Genomic DNA, 17,083 nt, shown 5'->3' on the forward strand with positions numbered 1-17,083 from the left:
CATTGAACCCCTTCGGGGTTAAGTGCTGGGTAAAGGAGAAGACTGCTCCGCTTGTGTTCTGGCTAGTCAAACTCGATTAACATTAGCGGGGCGGGTTGCCCGCACCGTTTACTACAGACGCAAAAATTGGTAGGTTGTGCCTACCAGTCTGCATAAGTCTCACTGCTGCGGACTTTATTTTTATTGTCTCAAAATCCGTTCTCTTACAAAATGAGCCAAGGAATTTACCGTATGTTGACAGCGATTAAACGATGTCTTGCGGCACATTCCTTGGCTCTTTATGTAGTGAAAGCTTATCTCTACCGCAGGGCTTTGGTAATCCAGCCGCCGCCTACTACGTCGTCGCCTTCGTAAAAAACGGCTGCCTGACCGGGAGCTACGCCGGTTACGGGTTCATGGAAGCGTACTTCCATTTGCCCACCAGTTTGCGTAATGATGGCCGGTGTTCCCTCGTGCTTATAACGAATTTTCGTGACTGTTTCCAGGGGTTGCGTCAGTTCGGCATACTTCTGCATATTCAGCTGACTAACCATCATACCAGTCCGTTCCAGGTCGCGGTCACGGCCCAGTACGACTTCATTGCTGTCTTTCCGAATTTCCGTAACGAAAGCGGGGTAGCCCAGAGCAATACCCAGGCCTTTGCGTTGGCCAATGGTATAGAACGGATAACCTTCGTGCGTGCCCAGTACTTTCCCTTCCTGATCGACGAAGTTACCGCCGGCTACTTCTGCCTCCAGGGTAGGAATACGGCGTTTCAGGAAACCGCGATAATCGTTATCCGGTACAAAGCAGATCTCGTAGCTTTCTGCCTTGCTGGCTAACTCAAAGAAACCGCGTTCTTTGGCCATTTCTCGAATTTCACTTTTACGGAAATTACCCAGGGGAAGCTTGGTACGGGCCAGACTGTCCTGTGATACCCCCCAGAGTACGTAACTCTGATCTTTCCAGGTATCCAAACCCTTCGATACGATATGACGACCGTGCGACGGACCGCCGTTGCCTTCCCGCAGGTTGGCATAGTGACCTGTAGCAATAAACTCGCAATCGAGCTTGTCGGCCCGCCGTAACAAAGCGTCCCACTTGATGTGCGTATTGCACAAAACGCAGGGGTTAGGCGTACGTCCTTCCAGGTACTCACCCGTGAAATGGTCGATCACGTAATCTCCAAATTCATTCCGAATGTCGAGAATATAGTGCGGAAAGCCCAACTGTACCGCTACGTTACGGGCATCATTGATACTGTCGAGACTGCAACAGCCCGTTTCTTTTTTCGTACCCCCGGAACTGGCGTAGTCCCAGGTTTTCATCGTCATACCAATGACTTCGTAACCTTGTTCGTGCAGCAGAACCGCTGCCAGTGAAGAATCAATGCCGCCACTCATGGCGACCAGAATACGTCCGTGTTTGCTCATAATGAATCCGACCAGGGTTCAAAGCCCTGCGATTGGTGATGTAGTATGTATCACTACAAAAAGGTACTGGTAAATCTAAGGGAGTGCATTTCAACCCAAACCCTTGGGTGAAAGTTCAATTTCAGGAGCAGTAATGCGAGTACTGCTCCTGAAACGTACTACTTTTTAAGGCCTAGTTCCAGCAGGCGTTCATCCAGAAACTCTCCGGCGGTCATGTCCGTATAAAGTTTAGGATGCTGCGTATCAATGCAACTTTCCAGTGAAGTCAAATCCATCTCTGAGCGAGGGTGCATAAAGAAAGGAATCGAAAACCGGGAGGTGTTCATTTTTTCCCGCGAAGGATTGACTACCCGGTGAATCGTCGACTTCAGCTTGTGATTAGTAAGGCGGTCGAGCATATCCCCTACATTGACGATGATCTGGTCGGGCAAGGCCGTAATACCAATCCATGCTCCGTCCCGACGCAGAACCTCGAGTCCTTCGGCACTAGCTCCCATCAGTAGCGTAATCAGGTTAATATCACCGTGAGCCGCGGCCCGCACGGCTCCCGGTTCCACTACATTGGGGTCGAGCGGGAAGTAATGGAGAGCCCGTAAAATGCTGTTACCGTGCTTCACCTTATCCTCGAAGTAATCCTCGGGTAATTCCAGATACAGAGCAATGGCCCGCAAGAGTGTTTTTCCCGTTTGTTCAAACGTCTGATACGTTTGTACGGTATACTGTTCAAAAGCCGGAAGGTCTTCTGGAAATACATTTTTTGGATAATCTGCCCAAACGGAATCACCGTCGTCGGTAGTAGGGTGGGGCTGGCCCACGTGGTAGAATTCTTTCAGATCCGCTACTTTGAAACCTTTAGCGGTTTCCTTTCCCTTGCCTACGTAACCCCGTTGTCCGGCAATGCCCGGCACTTCGTATTGTTTCTTGTAGTCGTCAGCTTTAAAGAAAAATTCCTTCACTGCTGCATATAGATGGTCCTGCAACTCAGCCGTGAGGCCGTGGTTTTTGATCGCAACGAAACCGATATTGTTAAACGCCCGGCCCAGATCAGCTACGAACCTGGCTTTTCGCTCGGCATTACCCGAGGTAAAATCAGCCAAGTCCAGCGATGGGATTTCGTCCAAAAGAGCGTCATTTTGAAGACTTTCCATGATGTACTAGGGATAAAGTGTTGTACAAAAGTAAGCAAGTTTAGGCTTAGGTGCTGCGATTTTGCGTTTAGTGAATGAAAATCAATCGCTACCGGGCAGGAGCTCTATTAGGAGACTGGCTTACCGCTAAATTCACCGAATAACCTTGCCTCCGGCGTTTTTATCCCGAACATTGCCAATGATATCGACTATTCGGTTGATATCCCTACACCTGAACTGAAACGTATGAGCACCGAATTTCCTACCTATAATATTCAAGCCTTCCAGCGGCACGAACCCGACGTACCCTTTTTCATGACTCCACTCGAAAAACTGGTGCGTGAATTCCAAGGCATCGATAAATCACATTCCCACACGTTTTATCTGCTGATGTGGATCAAGGAAGGACATGGAACGCATACGATCGACTTTCGTACCTATGAGGTAGGACCTCACCAATTGTATTTTCTAACGCCGGGTCAGGTACACAGCTGGGAGCTTTCACCGGATATTAAAGGCTATAATCTCTTTTTCGAGCCCAATTACTTTCGTAGCCGCTTTCCTAATCGATTGTTTGCGTATCCTTTTTATCACTCCCACCAGCATCGACCCTTACTGGAAGTAACAGATGAAACGTTCGTGTCCCTGTACGAGCTGATGTATCAGGAATATACGGCGGCTGAAGTCAATCGATCGGAGGTGTTTCTGTCGTACTTACATATTATCCTGGAAAAGGCGAACCGCGTCTATCAAAACCAGTGGCCGGGTGAATCGACCCATTACTACGACCGGATCCGGCAGTATGAAGAATTACTGGAAGAGCAGTTTCTGGACGTGCGGGAAGTAAAAACCTACGCTGAACAATTACACATCAGCCCCAACCACCTCAACAATATCTGTAAAACGCTACTGGGCAAAACGGCCAGCCAGTTGCTTTACGAACGAATTATTATTGAGGCCAAACGTCTGCTGACGCATACGGCTCTGTCCATCAAGGAAATCGGCTACCTGCTGCATTTTGAAGACCCTTCGTACTTCGTTCGTTTTTTCCGAACGCATACGGGACAAACGCCATTAGATTTTCGAGAATCACAAAATCGTTGATTTGTACCATTCTTGTCCGTATTCATACCTTACGTGAAAAGAAAGAAGAAATTATCTTTGTATCAGGAATCAGAAAGGGATTTTCTTCTGAACCTTCACGATCATGGCACTTAATTCGAAATTATATAGCATCGCTTTTAATAAATGTCCAAAATGCCACCAGGGAGATTTCTTCAAAACCAAGACTTCCTTCCAGCGTCATTTTGACGAAATTCACCACCATTGCCCGCATTGTAACGAAACGCTGGTACCCGAGCCCGGTTTTTACTGGGGAGCTTTGTACGTGAGTTATGCTCTGTACGTAGCCTGGTGTCTGACCGCTTTCGTCGTCTATACGTACGTCTTGAAACTGGACCTTGATTATTTCCTGGTCTTTCTGGTTCCGACTTTGGTTTTGCTGATGCCCTGGTTTTTCCGGCTGGCCCGTCGGACCTGGCTTAATCTGTTCGTCGATTACGACCCCGCCAAAGCCAAACAGAAAGCCGTGGATTTAAAACCAGCGATCTAATGTTTATTGCGTAGTACCTGTTTGCAGAAGGCCTCCCAGCGATGGGAGGTCTTTTTTATATCGCCTTACAGGATGCCTCCACCCAGCATGAGCCGGAGGATGGCCACAATGAGTACGAAGATATTGAGGTTACGACCCGTTTTACTTTCCGAAAAAGCTCCAAAGCCCAGGCCGATAAACGCAACGGGAAGGGCGACCCAATTGACAATACCAATGAAGGGAATGAGTCCCGCCAAAGCAATCACAAAGGCTACGATGCCGAGCAGGATGGAAATGAGATTAAACATAGAGATAGGGCTTTTACGAGAATGACGCTACAAAGGGAAGCATTTCTGCGTACACCCGAAAAAAGCTTTCCACCATCGGAAGCAGGCCCTGATTACCGTACCAAAGTGAGGTTGAGCACCTACATGCAACAAAAAAAGGATGGCTCCGTATTGACGAAACCATCCTTTTTTGGGCTTGAGAAAGCTTATTTCACCGCGTCAGCGTAGTTTTTAGCTGCTGCCTCCCAGTTTACTACGTCCCAGTACGCTTTGATATAGTCGGGACGTTTGTTCTGATACTTGAGGTAGTAAGCGTGCTCCCATACGTCCAGACCAATCACCGGTGTACCGGGCGTTTCGGCCAGGGCCATCAAGGGGTTGTCCTGGTTAGGCGTTGAAACAACAGCCAGTTTTTTATCCGGCGTTACGATCAGCCAGGCCCAGCCTGAACCGAACCGGCTCGTAGCCGCTTTATTGAATTCCTCAACGAATTTATCGTAGGTACCAAACGATTTCGTAATCGCGTCCGCTAATTCACCGGAAGGTTTGCCACCGCGTTTGGGGCCAATGGTATTCCAGAAAAAGGTGTGGTTCCAGTGACCACCGGCGTTGTTCCGGATAGCCGGAGCCGTGTTTTTATCAATTTTCTTCACCACCTGAAAAATGGTCTGTGAAGCTTCGGGTTTGCCTTCTACGGCTTTGTTTAGATTATCAACGTACGCTTTGTGGTGTTTGCCGTAGTGAATTTCCATCGTTTGCTTGTCGATGCTTGGTTCTAAAGCGTCGAAGGCGTAAGGCAGGGGAGCTTGAGTAAACTGTGCCGAAACCTGAAAAGCCGAAGCCAGCAGGCCGGCTACCAAAAGGGATTTAAATTTCATGGTTGAAAATGGTTTCTTAAGGATCTGAAACACTGCTTAGGTGCAGCTCAAAGGCAAAAATATCTGTACCATTTCAGGCTACAAGCGTTTCGGTGATAAACTTTTATGGATTGGGAGCTACGCTGGTCAACGCCCAAACCGTGCTTTCAACGGATAGGCCAGGGAAGGCCCGGCGGCAAAAGATCGTCTGTATAGCGTTTAAACGATGATTTATCCCTGACAGCCGGCCCTCAGAATCCGAATGAGCGATGGATCTTTCGTTTTCATACAAAAATCTTTCGTATGGATATGAAGTTACAGGCGGGCAGGGAGGACCTTTGTAACAGCAAAGGATACTGGCGGGAGATCGCCCCGAAATGTCTTTAGAATTGAACAGTAAGTCGATTTTCGCGATCGCTACATTAAAATAAGCTTTAATTTTAATTGTTTGATTTAGGTCAAAGTATTCCGCCAGCCCTTTTCTGAGATTTGTACTTATTTAATACATACGTCATTTCTTCCCATTTGCTATGACTAGTTTTGTTCTCACCCAGATTTGTGCAAAATCCGAATGGCATTCGCCGCCCTTTGCCAAATATTTTTAAAAATCTGCCTCTGATCTTTCAGAACTTTACCAGTACTGGCGAAATTAGCCAAGAGGAGCAGGGAGCTAGATTGGTTCTGTAATTAGATTTATCCGGGAAATGCGGCAACTAAATGAACAGAACGATTCTCCATTGCTTGTCCCTGGCGTGTATAGGCTCCAGTGATCGACTGTAAGACGCACTTACAAAGAGCTTTAATTGATAGAGTGTTAGACACTACCCCCTCTTGTTATGTGGATTGTTCGATTAGCTTTACAGCGGAAGTATACCATTGCGGTGCTGGCTCTGCTGATCCTGATTATGGGTGTGGTATCCATTCGTCAGATGCCCACCGACATTTTTCCCCGTATCAACATTCCGGTTATTTCCGTAATCTGGTCGTACCGGGGACTTTCGACGGACGAAATGGAAAAGATGATTACCAACTTTTCCGAAACGTCGGTCATCAATAACGCCTCTGACATCCAGCGGGTGGAATCCCAGACCTACAATGGGGTGGCCGTACTGAAAATCTTCTTTCAGCCCACGGTGAAAATTGAGGAGGCCCTGGCTTCCATTACGGCCATTTCGCAGACGATTCGGGTACGGATGCCGCCTGGAACGCAACCGCCGATTATTGTGCGGTACAACGCTACGGACGTTCCCATTCTGCAGCTGAGTATATCCTCGGACAGTCTGACGGAATCCCAAATCACCGACTATATTACGACCCGGATACGGCCCATGATTTCGACCGTACAGGGGAGCCGTCTGTCGCAGCCGTTCGGCGGAAAAGCCCGTCAGGTGATGGTGGACCTTGATCCTGAATTGCTTACGGCTCGCGGCGTATCACCCGAAGATGTAGTCAATGCCGTATCCGCTCAGAACCTGACCCTGCCGAGTGGTCAGCTTCGGCTGGAGGAAAGAGAATATAACGTACGCCTGAACACCAAGCCCGACGCCATCATTGCGTTGAACGATATTCCGGTGAAAACGCTGCCCGGCGGCGTGGTCCTGCACTTACGCGATGTGGCTAACGTCCATGATGGATCAATTGTACAAACGAACGTAGTCAAGCAGGATGGCCGACGGGGCGTATTGCTCAATATCGTAAAAACCGGGAATGCCTCAACGACCGAAGTCGTCGATAAAATCCGCAATGAAGTACTCCCGGCGGTTCGCGGAGCCGCTCCGGCTTCCCTGAAGATTACTGAACTTTTTGACCAATCCGTATTCGTACGAGCCTCGATTCACGGGGTAGTCGTGGAAGGGTTGATTGCGGCCCTGCTGACGGCCGCCATGATTCTGCTCTTCCTGGGTAGCTGGCGGAGTACGCTGATTGTTGCTATTTCCATACCCCTCTCGATTCTGAGTTCGCTCGCCGTTTTGTATCTGATGGGCGAAACGCTGAACATCAATACGCTGGGCGGTTTGGCTCTGGCCATTGGTATTCTGGTGGATGACGCGACGGTAACGATTGAGAACATTCACCGAAATGAAGAGTTAGGTCTGCCCCTGCGAAGGGCGATTATGGTGGGGGCACACCAGATTGCCACGCCGACGCTGGTCGCCACGTTAACGATCTGTATTGTGTTCGTGTCGGTACTCTTTCTGGAAGGTCCGGCCCGCTTCCTGTTCGGTCCGCTGGCTTTATCGGTGGTATTCGCCATGATTGCTTCGTATATCCTTTCACGTACCCTGGTACCCACGCTGGCCGACTTGTTGCTCAAATCCGAGCCACATCACCAGGAGGGACATTTGAACGGTCAGGCCAAAAAACCTAATCCTTTTGCCCGTATTTACCAAAGCTTCAACCGGGGCTTCGACCGTTTTCAAGCACGCTATCTGCGGGTATTGCAATGGAATCTGGGGCACCGAAAAACGGTACTGGGGGTATTCCTGGTCGTTGTGATGGTTACGGCGGTAATGGTTCCTTTCGTGGGTCGTGACTTCTTCCCCAGCGTAGATGCCGGCCAGTTCAGACTGCACATGCGGGCTCCGGCGGGTTCCCGACTGGAAGCTACGGAGCGTACGGCGGGTCAGGCTGAGGCAGTGATCCGGCAGATCATTCCGGCGAATGAAATCGAAACGGTTATTGCCAACATTGGTTTGACGAGCGAAGGGTACAACTTCGTATTTCAGGACAACTCATCGCTGGGTTCTGCCGATGCGGAATTGTTGGTAGCTCTTAAAAAAGAGAAAAGTCGTCCGACGGAAGAATACATGCGGGAAATTCGGGCCAAGCTGGCTGAGGCTCTGCCGCAGGTAACCTTTTTCTTCCAGCCAGCCGATATCGTAACGCAGATTCTGAACTTCGGTCTGACCGCACCCATTGACATTCAGGTGACGGGTTTCGACCGGAAGAATAACTTACGCATTGCTCAGGAAATCCGCAGTAAAGTAGCTCAGATACCCGGTACGGTCGATGTGCACCTGCATCAGGTCATGAACGCTCCTGAATTATTCGTGAATATTGACCGCGAGCGAGCGAATCAGCTGGGGCTCAATGAAACCAAGGTGGCCAACAACATGATGATTTCCATGAGTGGTACCACGCAGGTAAACCCGAACTTCTGGCCGGACCCGGTTACGGGCTTCCCGTATCTGGTAGCCGTACAGACGCCGCCGTATAAACTCAATACGCTGGATAAACTGTTGCAAACGCCTCTAGTGACGCAAACCGGCGAACTGACGCCGCAATCCCTGGCCAACGTGGCCAAGGTCGAACGTCGCGTAACGCCGATGGTGGTGAATCGGATGAATACGCAACCCATGTTTGATGTGTACGCCTCGGTGGAACGGACGGATCTGGGAAGCGTTTCCGGAAAACTTTCCGAGAGCGTCAAGGAATACCAGCAACAGCTTAAGCCGGGAAATAAAATCGAAGTACGCGGTCAGGTGGAAAGTATGAATTCAGCCTTTACGCGGTTAGGCATTGGTTTGTTGTTTGCGGCCATTCTAGTGTACATGCTGATGGTCGTCAACTTCCAGTCCTTTTTGTACCCGTTCATCATTATTACGGCTCTTCCCGGAGCGATGTGCGGGGTAGTATGGCTGTTGTTCTTGAGTCAGACCACCTTCAGTATTCCTTCGCTGATGGGGGCGATCATGAGTGTGGGGGTCGCTACGGCCAACTCCATTCTATTGGTAAGCTTCGCTCAGGAGCAGGTGTTTGATCTGCACATGAGTCCGTATGAGTCAGCTCTGGAAGCGGGCCGTACCCGTTTACGTCCGATTTTGATGACGGCCCTGGCGATGATCATCGGGATGTTGCCGATGTCTTTAGGACTCGGCGAGGGCGGTGAGCAGAACGCTCCGCTGGGGCGGGCCGTGATTGGCGGGTTGTTACTGGCCACCTTTACGACGCTGCTTTTCGTACCCGTCGTATTTAGCTATCTGGCGAAAAACCGCACCGAAGCCGAAATGGCCGAAGAGAAGGAACTGGCTGAGATGGAAGTTTGATGAGTGGGCAGTTTTCAGTTTACCGTTCTCTGTTACCTGCGAGAGCAACAAATTTTTTAAACAGAAACGGTAAGTCATGAAATCTACCCATTGAAAACAGAAAACTGTAAACAGAAAACTAGTATATAGATCATGAAGAGAAATCTCTGGATATGGCTGATTCCGGTGGGATTATTGGCTTTATTCTTCTTCGTAGGCGTATTACCCCGAATCAGAAATCAGCAGGAACTGCACGCCGAAAGCGACGCTGCCAAAAATCGCCTGCCCCTGGTGAACGTCGTCATCGCGAAACGTACCGCCGACACCACGGGACTGACCTTGCCCGGACAGATCATGCCGTACCGCGAAACGCAGGTATACGCCCGTACGCAGGGTTTTTTGCGGCAACGTTTGGTCGATATTGGATCGAAAGTAAACCGGGGCAGCTTACTGGCCACGATTGAAGCTCCTGAATTGGATCAGGACATTCTGAAAGCTCAGGCGGATATGAAACTGGCTCAGGTGAATCTGGATCGCGTGAAAAGCGTGACGCTTCCCGGAGCCGTTTCGCAACAGGATGTGGATACCCGTCAGGCGGGCTACGAAGTAGGCCGGGCGGCGTTACGTCGGCTCGAAGCCCTGAAGAGTCTGCAACAGGTACGGGCTCCTTTCAATGGAATTATAACGGCCCGGAATGCGGACGTAGGAGCGTTGATTAATACGGGCAATATTCCCCTGTTTACGGTATCTCAACTGGATACCCTGCGGGTGTACATCGACGTACCTCAGACGTATTACCAACTCGTAAAAATCGGACTGCCCGCTACGGTGAAGGTGCCCGAACTGGGTAAAAGCTTCACGGGTAAAGTGGTGCGTACCTCGGGTACGCTTCGATCGGCCTCGCGTACGTTGCTGACGGAAGTAGCCATTCCCAATCGCTCTGGCGAGTTAGTTGCTGGTTTGTACGGACAGGTAACGCTGGACGTACGGGCGATTAACCCTCCCGTACGGATTCCGGCCAACACGCTGCTGGTTACGCCCGAAGGCTCCCGGGTCGTCATTGTTTCTTCCAACGGTCAGGTGCATTTTCAGCCCATCACGATTGGACGCGATTTTGGTACGAGCCTGGAAGTACTGGATGGATTACAGGGCAGCGAACGCCTGGTAGCCAACCCATCCGACGGCCTCAAAGAAGGAGGCATGGTACGCGTAAAATAAGTTTTCAGTTTGCGGTTTTCTGTTTTCAGTGGAATACTCACCTGCAAACCGCAAACTGAAAACTGCCTCAACTTCCCAAAGTTTTTACCGAACGTATGAATTGTTTATTGAAAATCAGTGGGTTGCTTTTGCTGGTGACCAGTATGGTTACGGCACAGACGCCCACCAGTCGACCTTTTGCCGATCCGGAACTGGATAAACTCATCGAGGCCGGACTCAATTTCAATCCTGATATACGAAATGCCCTGAGTCGGGTCGAGGAAGCCCGCGTACGCGTACGGGTGGCCGAGTCGTACCTGCGACCTGTAGTTCGGGGGAATCCGGGCATTCAGACGCAAAGTCTTTCGCCCAACCGGCCCGTTCAGTTTACCAACGTACGGGCGGTGCGGGTACAACTGACGACGTTTCAAATTCCCATTGATGCCAGTTTCGAACTGGATTTATTCGGACGAATCCGGCAGACCGTGCGTCTTTCCGAAGTGCAGACGCAACTGAGTGAGGCCGATGTTCGGATTGCCCGTTTGGCGGTAGCCGCCGAAATTGCCCGTCTCTATGCTCTGGTACGCTCCAACGATGCCGAACAAACAGTTTTCGAGCGAACCTTGTCCGCCCGGGATTCCGTACTGGCGGTGGTTCGCGAACGATTCCGGATTGGCCTGACCAGCGAAATCGACGTCCGCCGGGCCGAAACGGAGATTGGTAATCTGCAAACTCAACGTACTGCTTTGCAACGGAGTCGTCACGAGTTAACCAATGGACTAGCCATTCTAACGGGTCAGGATGCAGGGACTTTCACCCTGCCGCCGGCTACGTTACCCCCATACCCAACGCCAACGTACGCCAATATTACGGTTGATTTACTACAGAACCGTCCTGACATTCAGCAGTCGAATGTACAGGTATCGGCAGCAGATATTAACGCGGATATAGCAAGAAAAGCCCTGAAACCTCGGATCAACGTAGGCGGTTCGGGTGGTCTGATCAGTGGTAGGATTGGTGATCTGGTGCTACCGTCCAGCTATACGTATACGGTTGGAGCCACGGCTAGTTTCCCGATTTATGAAGGTCGGCGAAACCGGGAAAACATTAACTTAGCCCAGCAGCAGATACAAACGGCCCGCACGTCGGTGGATCAGCGAGTGGTGACGGCCCAACGCGAAGCCGAAGTGGCCCTGGATAACATCCGTGATCTGGAAACCCAGATTGGCAATCAGCAAAGCGTCATTGAAACGGCTCGTAAAACCGAGCAACTCGTGCGGGAAGTGTACGGAAAAGGTCTGACGACGTACCTCGACGTACTCGATGCCCAACGTACGTCGCTGGATGCTGAACGACAACTGGCTCAGTTACAGGGACAACGGCTGGTATACGCCGTGGCTTTGTGGAAGGCTTTGGGTGGACAGTAGCTTGGCCTTAGACTGAAATCCATGGCTATGAAAGAAATCAAACCTACGGCTCTTGGTCGTTAGCCAAGGGTAGGGAGGAAGCAACAAAAAGGATCGAAGCTCGCTTCGGTCCTTTTTTAATACCAAAAGGGTTAAGTATTTTTCAGAAAAAATGGTATTTATCCATAGGGAAACGCTTAATCTTCCGAAGGCGTTGGTCGAATCGATTACATTAAATACTTTTGCAGGTCGGAAGAAAAAACGTACCTATCCGTGTCAAAACACCGCGTTTTTTCTCTTAATAGATTTAACCAGCAGAATGGTCTTACCCGCCGTTTGAACCTTCGGCCCACCGAATGAACGATCCTATAAATGTCAATTCTTACCGTTTTTTACATTAAACTGCTTTTGAACGTAGGATTAACCGCCGGAATCATCTGGACGGTTAAGAAAGCAACCCTCATTCAGCAATGGCAGCAAAAAAACGACACCCTTGCCTTTAGTCTGGGTTTTCTTATCCTGCGGCTGATTCCCTGGGTCATGATTTTTCTCGTGATCAATGAGGTGCCTCGTGGAGACGTTCCCTTCTTTTTCTATAAAGCCGAAGGAGCAAAGGCCGGAGGATTTGTGTACCGGGATTTCTGGTCGTATCACGCTCCCTTGTTTGCGTACATCATCAGTCTGCCGCTCTGGCTCTGGCATAATTCCCGAGCCATTGTTCTGTTGATGGTCCTGATGGAAACGCTCATTTTGTGGGGCACGTACCGGACTTACAAACCCGAAAAGTCGAATGCCTTACAGGCCAGCCTGATTTACTGGATGTTACCGGCGTCGTTTATGTACATCCTTATCGATGGACAGGAGGAAGTCTGGTTTTGGGGTTTGGCTCTGCTCATGTGGCGGCACGTCAAAAAAATTCCGAGGATTACGAAGTAGGGCTGGGCGTCATTTTTGCCATCGCCCTGCTGACCACCAAAGCGACGTTTGTCTTTTTCCTGCCCCCGCTGCTCATTAGCGTACGCCGTCCGATCAAAATGCTGCTGGTCATGGCCGCCATCGGATTACCCGCTCTGGCGTTTCTCTACTGGCGAATCGGCGACTTATTCCTTATGCCCATTCAGCATACCGAGCAACTGATGACGCCGAACCTGTTTTCCATTACCCGGCCTGTCATCGAGCTTTTCGTGCACATTGATACCAGTAATTCGACTCTGGTTAACTGGCTGGGACTAATCACCACCATGCTCCTGGTTTCGTATCTGGCGTATCGGGGTCGCGTTAATCCGCTGACGCACACGCTACCTGCATTGTTCATTGCCACATTTGCCTGTATGATGATCTTTCAGGCCAGTGCCCCCGGAGCGTACCTCATTGCGTATCTGCTGGCTGTCGTTTTCGATATTGTTGACCTGCGGAATAACAAACACCTCACAATCTTGTTAGTACTGAGCTGGCTCACGGTAGTACAGCCCTTTGTAAACGTATACATTAAGCAACCGGATTATACCCGGTTTGGTATGCTGACCAATCCCGTATATCTGTTCGACTGGCTGCTACAGGTACTCAACGTAGCCTGTTTTTTCTGGCTGGTTTCCCGAACGGCCACTAAAATTGTTACTCCTAAACATTTGACGCCAGCATGAGTGTTGTTTTGGCCAAACTGATTATTAGCCTGGGCTGTATTCTGCTGGTAGGTATTGTGCTGTACTTCAGGCCCCCAATTACGGCAGGGCTGAAAACGAAACCTGTAGCCGGTGTACTCGGCGTGAGCTGGCTGCTGCTCCGGGTGTTTCCCTTTCTGGTGATTTATCTATGGGCGAATCAGGAGCCTACTTCCGATGTGAACGGCTTCTGGGACGAAGGTAGTAAAGCTTCGATGGGCCAAATGGTATACCGCGATTTCTGGTCCCCGTATTCCCCTTTGTATGCCTATTTCTTAGGTATGTGGCTGAAAATCTGGTACAATCCCCGCATGATTGTCCTGACCATGGCTCTGATGGACGGGGTTGCTTTGGTACTGACTTATCTCTTTTATAAAGACCGCTACAGTAAGGAAGATTTACTCTTCAAGGCCCTCCTGTACCTGTTACTGCCCGGCTCACTCGTTTTGTGCGTGGTTGGAGCCCAGGAAGACATCTGGATGTGGCTGTTTGTTGTACTGGCCTTTCTGGTTCGCAAACGCTGGGGGGTCATTGGTTACAGCCTCGTCATGGCTCTGGGTGTACTAACCACCAAGGCCATTTTTGGACTGGCTCTGTTCCCGCTCTTTCTCATTGAAAAAGAAAAAATCCGTTTTCTGATTCCCATCTCACTGATTGGAGCCCTGTCGGTAGCCATTCTGTATCATCTGGTAAAACTGGAATTTTTGCAGCCGCTCGATGAAGCGAATGTATTACGGGCTCCCAACTTGCTTTCGGTCATCAATCCCTGGACGTTTGATTCGATTGGTACCGGAGCGAAAGCCTGGAACTGGCTCGGACTGGTAGCCACCATTAGCATCGGTTGTCTGACGGCCTGGCGGATGCGGAATCAGCCGGTGAATGTGATGCTGGCCCACCTCTGGGTAGCCATGTATGGTCTGATGATGATTGCCCAGCAAAGTGCGTATAGTAATTATCTGTTCCTGTTTTTGTTGCCGCTGGTGTTTGAAGTAATGGACTGGGCTAACCTTCGACAGGTCATTCTCCTGTTCATCTTTAACGTATTGTCGGTGATTCACCCCTCGTACTGGTGGCGGATGGGCATGCCTAACTACGCGACTCCTGCCGATATTTTCGGCCTGCAAGCCCGCACCATTGATTACGTGATTCAGGTGGGCGTTGTGGTATTAACGGGCTATTTCATTAACGTAGCTTTTCCCCGCTCCGAAAAAAAAAGTACAGCACCGCTCAATAGTACCTCCCATACATTCCCTATAAGCGAGACCTTTCTTTAGTTGTTGGCATGAGTCAGAAACGTAATTTCCCCAATCTGAACGGCGTACGATGTATTGCGGCGGTGTCCGTATTGATCCATCACCTCGAACAGGCGAAGGAAGCGTTTGACCTGCCCAATATTTACCATTTGACGGTTGTCAAACACGCGGGCCGTTTGGGCGTAGGTCTTTTTTTCGTACTCAGTGGCTTTCTCATCACGTATCTACTGTTGCAGGAAAAAGGTAATTTTGGCGACATTTCTGCTCCCAAATTTTATCTGCGACGCGTATTCCGGATCTGGCCCATTTACTTTCTGATCGTCGGACTAGCCCTGTTTGTCTTTCCGCATGTGCCCCTGATGTATTTTCCCGGAGCCAACGAAGTCGCTTCCCAGCACGTTGCGGAACGAATCACGCTACTGGCTCTGGTACTGCCCAACTACGCGTTCGTCCTGTATAACATTCCCTACTGGGCCGCTCAGGCCTGGTCGATTGGGGTGGAAGAGCAGTTTTATTACCTCTGGCCCTGGATCATCAAATACCCCAAACGGACCTTTTTGATTGTAACCCTCTTCATGCTGGCGACCGTCGGATTACTTGCTTTAGGCGTATACCTGCTGGATGGAACCGAAGCCCAGAAGAAAGATTCCGTACTGACGTTCATTGGCCAGTTTCGCTTACTCATCATGGCCCTGGGTGGGGGTGGAGCTTATCTGGTGTATACCAATCGGACGCGATTCCTGTCCGTTCTTTACCGGAAAAATGTGCAGGTTACGGTATACGTACTCTTCCTGATCTGCTTTTTGTCGGGGGTACACATTCCGGCTTTCATGGAAGTGTATGCCTTCTTCTTCTGCTTTTTCGTACTGAATGTGGCGACGAATCCCGACAGTATTATTTCGCTGGAAAACCCGGTCGTCAGCTACATCGGCAAGATATCTTACGGACTATATCTCTACCATGTTGCCATTTCGGTATTCCTGATTAATGTCCTCAATACGTATGCTCCGGGTTTGTCTACTACGGCCTACAACCTGATTTTGTACCCTGCTGTATTCGGCTTGTCCATTCTGGTTTCTTACCTCTCGTACGAGTATCTGGAAAAACCGCTGCTCGTTTTCAAAGACAAGCGATACGGACGTTAGGGGCTCATTCTATCGTGTCGGAATACAGCCAAGGCTTTCGTAGGAAAGCTCCGTTTCCTAAGCGAAGTAAGTAATTCAGCTTAACGCCTGTCTACTCCCTTAGAATCAGTCCATTATTTTTCTATTATAGAGGGTCGTACTACTTAGATTAGATCATATAGCGTACTGGGTGTAGAATGAGACGGAATTCCGAAGATGAATCAAACGTAGTAAGGCTACCCTTCAGAAGCAGAATAGCGGCCCTTGTGAACGCTGAAACATCCTCCCTTTACTGGATCACTGGTAAGTCCGACATGCGATAAAATTTCAGGTGCAGTGAATCGGCTGTTTGCAGCATTTGCCGAAGTACCTGTACATCAAAACCGTATTGTTCCGGCTTGGGGGGCGAGAAAAAGGGTTGATGCCCAAAGAGTAACACGGCTTTTCCCCGCGTTTTGGCCCGAACCAGAGCCGACCGAAGTTCCGCTACACTCAAATTTGCACTGGTATCGAACAGCAGGGCATCCACGCTGCGTTGCTGATCAAAGTCATAATAAATCTGAGGTAGCCATTGGGGGGAAAGATGATAAAGCCGGAAGCCTTTGTAGGAGCGTTCTGCCAGGGCCACGTCCCGCAGGATTCGAAAACCGGAAGCCTCCAGTACGGAATCGACGCGGGCATTATGATTGCCGCCGGGATGAGCGTACGAAGTAGGGTGGAAGCCCGCTTGTTGCAAATACGAAATCCCGGGCCGAATTTCCGTATTCAGATAACCTTCTACGCCCAGATTCTGTATCATTTCCGTGGAGATGCCGTGAATGGTACCGTGAAAACCAATTTCGTGCCCATCCTGCTGAAGCGTTTTCAGTATCCTCACTTCTTCATTCGTCAGCGAATCCGGACAATTTACGTAGAACGTCACCTTAGCCTGGTATTGATTCAGTAAGGGACGTAAAGCCATCCAGTCGCTGAAAAAGCGATCGTCGAAGGAAAGGGCAATCCCCGCCCGTTCCGGATGCTGGGTTGTGGATTGACAGCCGGGCAATAAAAAAAGCAGTATAACAACAAAAGTCCAGCGGCCCATGTGAAGCATTAGTTAGGCAAATGTTAAGGATTTTGCGGAAAAATCCGGTTCATGTAAAG

Annotated in this window: 14 protein-coding genes; 9 read left to right on the forward strand and 5 right to left on the reverse strand. The window is 49.9% G+C overall.

Annotation, left to right across the window (positions count from 1 at the left end; translation table 11 throughout):
• Nucleotides 1-299: 299 nt before the first annotated feature.
• Both mnmA and BWI93_RS17380 read right to left on the reverse strand, forming a co-directional pair.
• The gene (gene mnmA / locus BWI93_RS17375; RefSeq protein WP_094813540.1) at nucleotides 300-1,412 is read right to left on the reverse strand and encodes a tRNA 2-thiouridine(34) synthase MnmA; all 1,113 of its coding nucleotides are present in this window, start codon (nucleotides 1,410-1,412) and stop codon (nucleotides 300-302) included.
• A 158-nt stretch (nucleotides 1,413-1,570) separates the two neighbouring features.
• The gene (locus tag BWI93_RS17380) at nucleotides 1,571-2,560 is read right to left on the reverse strand and encodes an isopenicillin N synthase family oxygenase (protein WP_094813542.1); all 990 of its coding nucleotides are present in this window, start codon (nucleotides 2,558-2,560) and stop codon (nucleotides 1,571-1,573) included.
• A gap of 225 nt (nucleotides 2,561-2,785) precedes the next feature.
• On the opposite strand from BWI93_RS17380, the gene BWI93_RS17385 reads away from it, so the two are divergent.
• Entirely contained in the window at nucleotides 2,786-3,643 is an 858-nt protein-coding gene (locus BWI93_RS17385) for an AraC family transcriptional regulator (RefSeq protein WP_094813544.1), read from the forward strand.
• Nucleotides 3,644-3,746: 103 nt separating this feature from the next.
• The gene (locus BWI93_RS17390; RefSeq protein ID WP_094813546.1) at nucleotides 3,747-4,151 is read left to right on the forward strand and encodes a DUF983 domain-containing protein; all 405 of its coding nucleotides are present in this window, start codon (nucleotides 3,747-3,749) and stop codon (nucleotides 4,149-4,151) included.
• 65 nt (nucleotides 4,152-4,216) lie between these two features.
• Here the strand turns inward: BWI93_RS17390 and BWI93_RS17395 are convergent, their stop codons facing one another.
• Both BWI93_RS17395 and BWI93_RS17400 read right to left on the reverse strand, forming a co-directional pair.
• Entirely contained in the window at nucleotides 4,217-4,438 is a 222-nt protein-coding gene (locus BWI93_RS17395) for a hypothetical protein (RefSeq protein ID WP_094813548.1), read from the reverse strand.
• Between the two features lie 185 nt (nucleotides 4,439-4,623).
• A complete protein-coding gene (locus BWI93_RS17400; protein WP_094813550.1) occupies nucleotides 4,624-5,295 on the reverse strand; it encodes a superoxide dismutase in 672 nt (223 codons plus the stop codon).
• 815 nt (nucleotides 5,296-6,110) lie between these two features.
• On the opposite strand from BWI93_RS17400, the gene BWI93_RS17405 reads away from it, so the two are divergent.
• From BWI93_RS17405 to BWI93_RS17430, 7 genes are all read left to right on the forward strand, one after another.
• Nucleotides 6,111-9,320, forward strand: coding sequence for an efflux RND transporter permease subunit (locus BWI93_RS17405; RefSeq protein WP_094813552.1), 3,210 nt, complete (start codon nucleotides 6,111-6,113; stop codon nucleotides 9,318-9,320).
• Nucleotides 9,321-9,452: 132 nt separating this feature from the next.
• The gene (locus BWI93_RS17410) at nucleotides 9,453-10,517 is read left to right on the forward strand and encodes an efflux RND transporter periplasmic adaptor subunit (protein ID WP_094813554.1); all 1,065 of its coding nucleotides are present in this window, start codon (nucleotides 9,453-9,455) and stop codon (nucleotides 10,515-10,517) included.
• A gap of 95 nt (nucleotides 10,518-10,612) precedes the next feature.
• Entirely contained in the window at nucleotides 10,613-11,923 is a 1,311-nt protein-coding gene (locus BWI93_RS17415; protein WP_094813556.1) for an efflux transporter outer membrane subunit, read from the forward strand.
• A gap of 351 nt (nucleotides 11,924-12,274) precedes the next feature.
• Nucleotides 12,275-12,838 carry a hypothetical protein gene (locus tag BWI93_RS28970; RefSeq protein WP_255157935.1) on the forward strand — a complete coding sequence of 188 codons (564 nt, stop codon included), beginning with the start codon at nucleotides 12,275-12,277 and terminating at the stop codon, nucleotides 12,836-12,838.
• Entirely contained in the window at nucleotides 12,799-13,545 is a 747-nt protein-coding gene (locus tag BWI93_RS28975) for a hypothetical protein (RefSeq protein WP_255157936.1), read from the forward strand. Before BWI93_RS28970 ends, BWI93_RS28975 begins: the two co-directional genes overlap by 40 nt.
• On the forward strand, nucleotides 13,542-14,837 hold the full coding sequence (locus BWI93_RS17425) for a hypothetical protein (RefSeq protein ID WP_094813558.1): 1,296 nt from the start codon (nucleotides 13,542-13,544) through the stop codon (nucleotides 14,835-14,837). The genes BWI93_RS28975 and BWI93_RS17425 overlap by 4 nt, the downstream gene beginning before the upstream one ends.
• An 8-nt stretch (nucleotides 14,838-14,845) precedes the next feature.
• The gene (locus BWI93_RS17430; RefSeq protein ID WP_094813560.1) at nucleotides 14,846-15,961 is read left to right on the forward strand and encodes an acyltransferase; all 1,116 of its coding nucleotides are present in this window, start codon (nucleotides 14,846-14,848) and stop codon (nucleotides 15,959-15,961) included.
• Nucleotides 15,962-16,229: 268 nt separating this feature from the next.
• Here BWI93_RS17430 and BWI93_RS17435 read toward each other — a convergent pair whose 3' ends face one another.
• Complete coding sequence (locus tag BWI93_RS17435) at nucleotides 16,230-17,024, reverse strand: polysaccharide deacetylase family protein (RefSeq protein ID WP_176454259.1); 795 nt, start codon at nucleotides 17,022-17,024, stop codon at nucleotides 16,230-16,232.
• Between the last annotated feature and the right edge of the window lie 59 nt (nucleotides 17,025-17,083).

It is taken from the genome of Siphonobacter sp. BAB-5385, from assembly GCF_002261125.1.
Taxonomy (GTDB): domain Bacteria; phylum Bacteroidota; class Bacteroidia; order Cytophagales; family Spirosomataceae; genus Siphonobacter.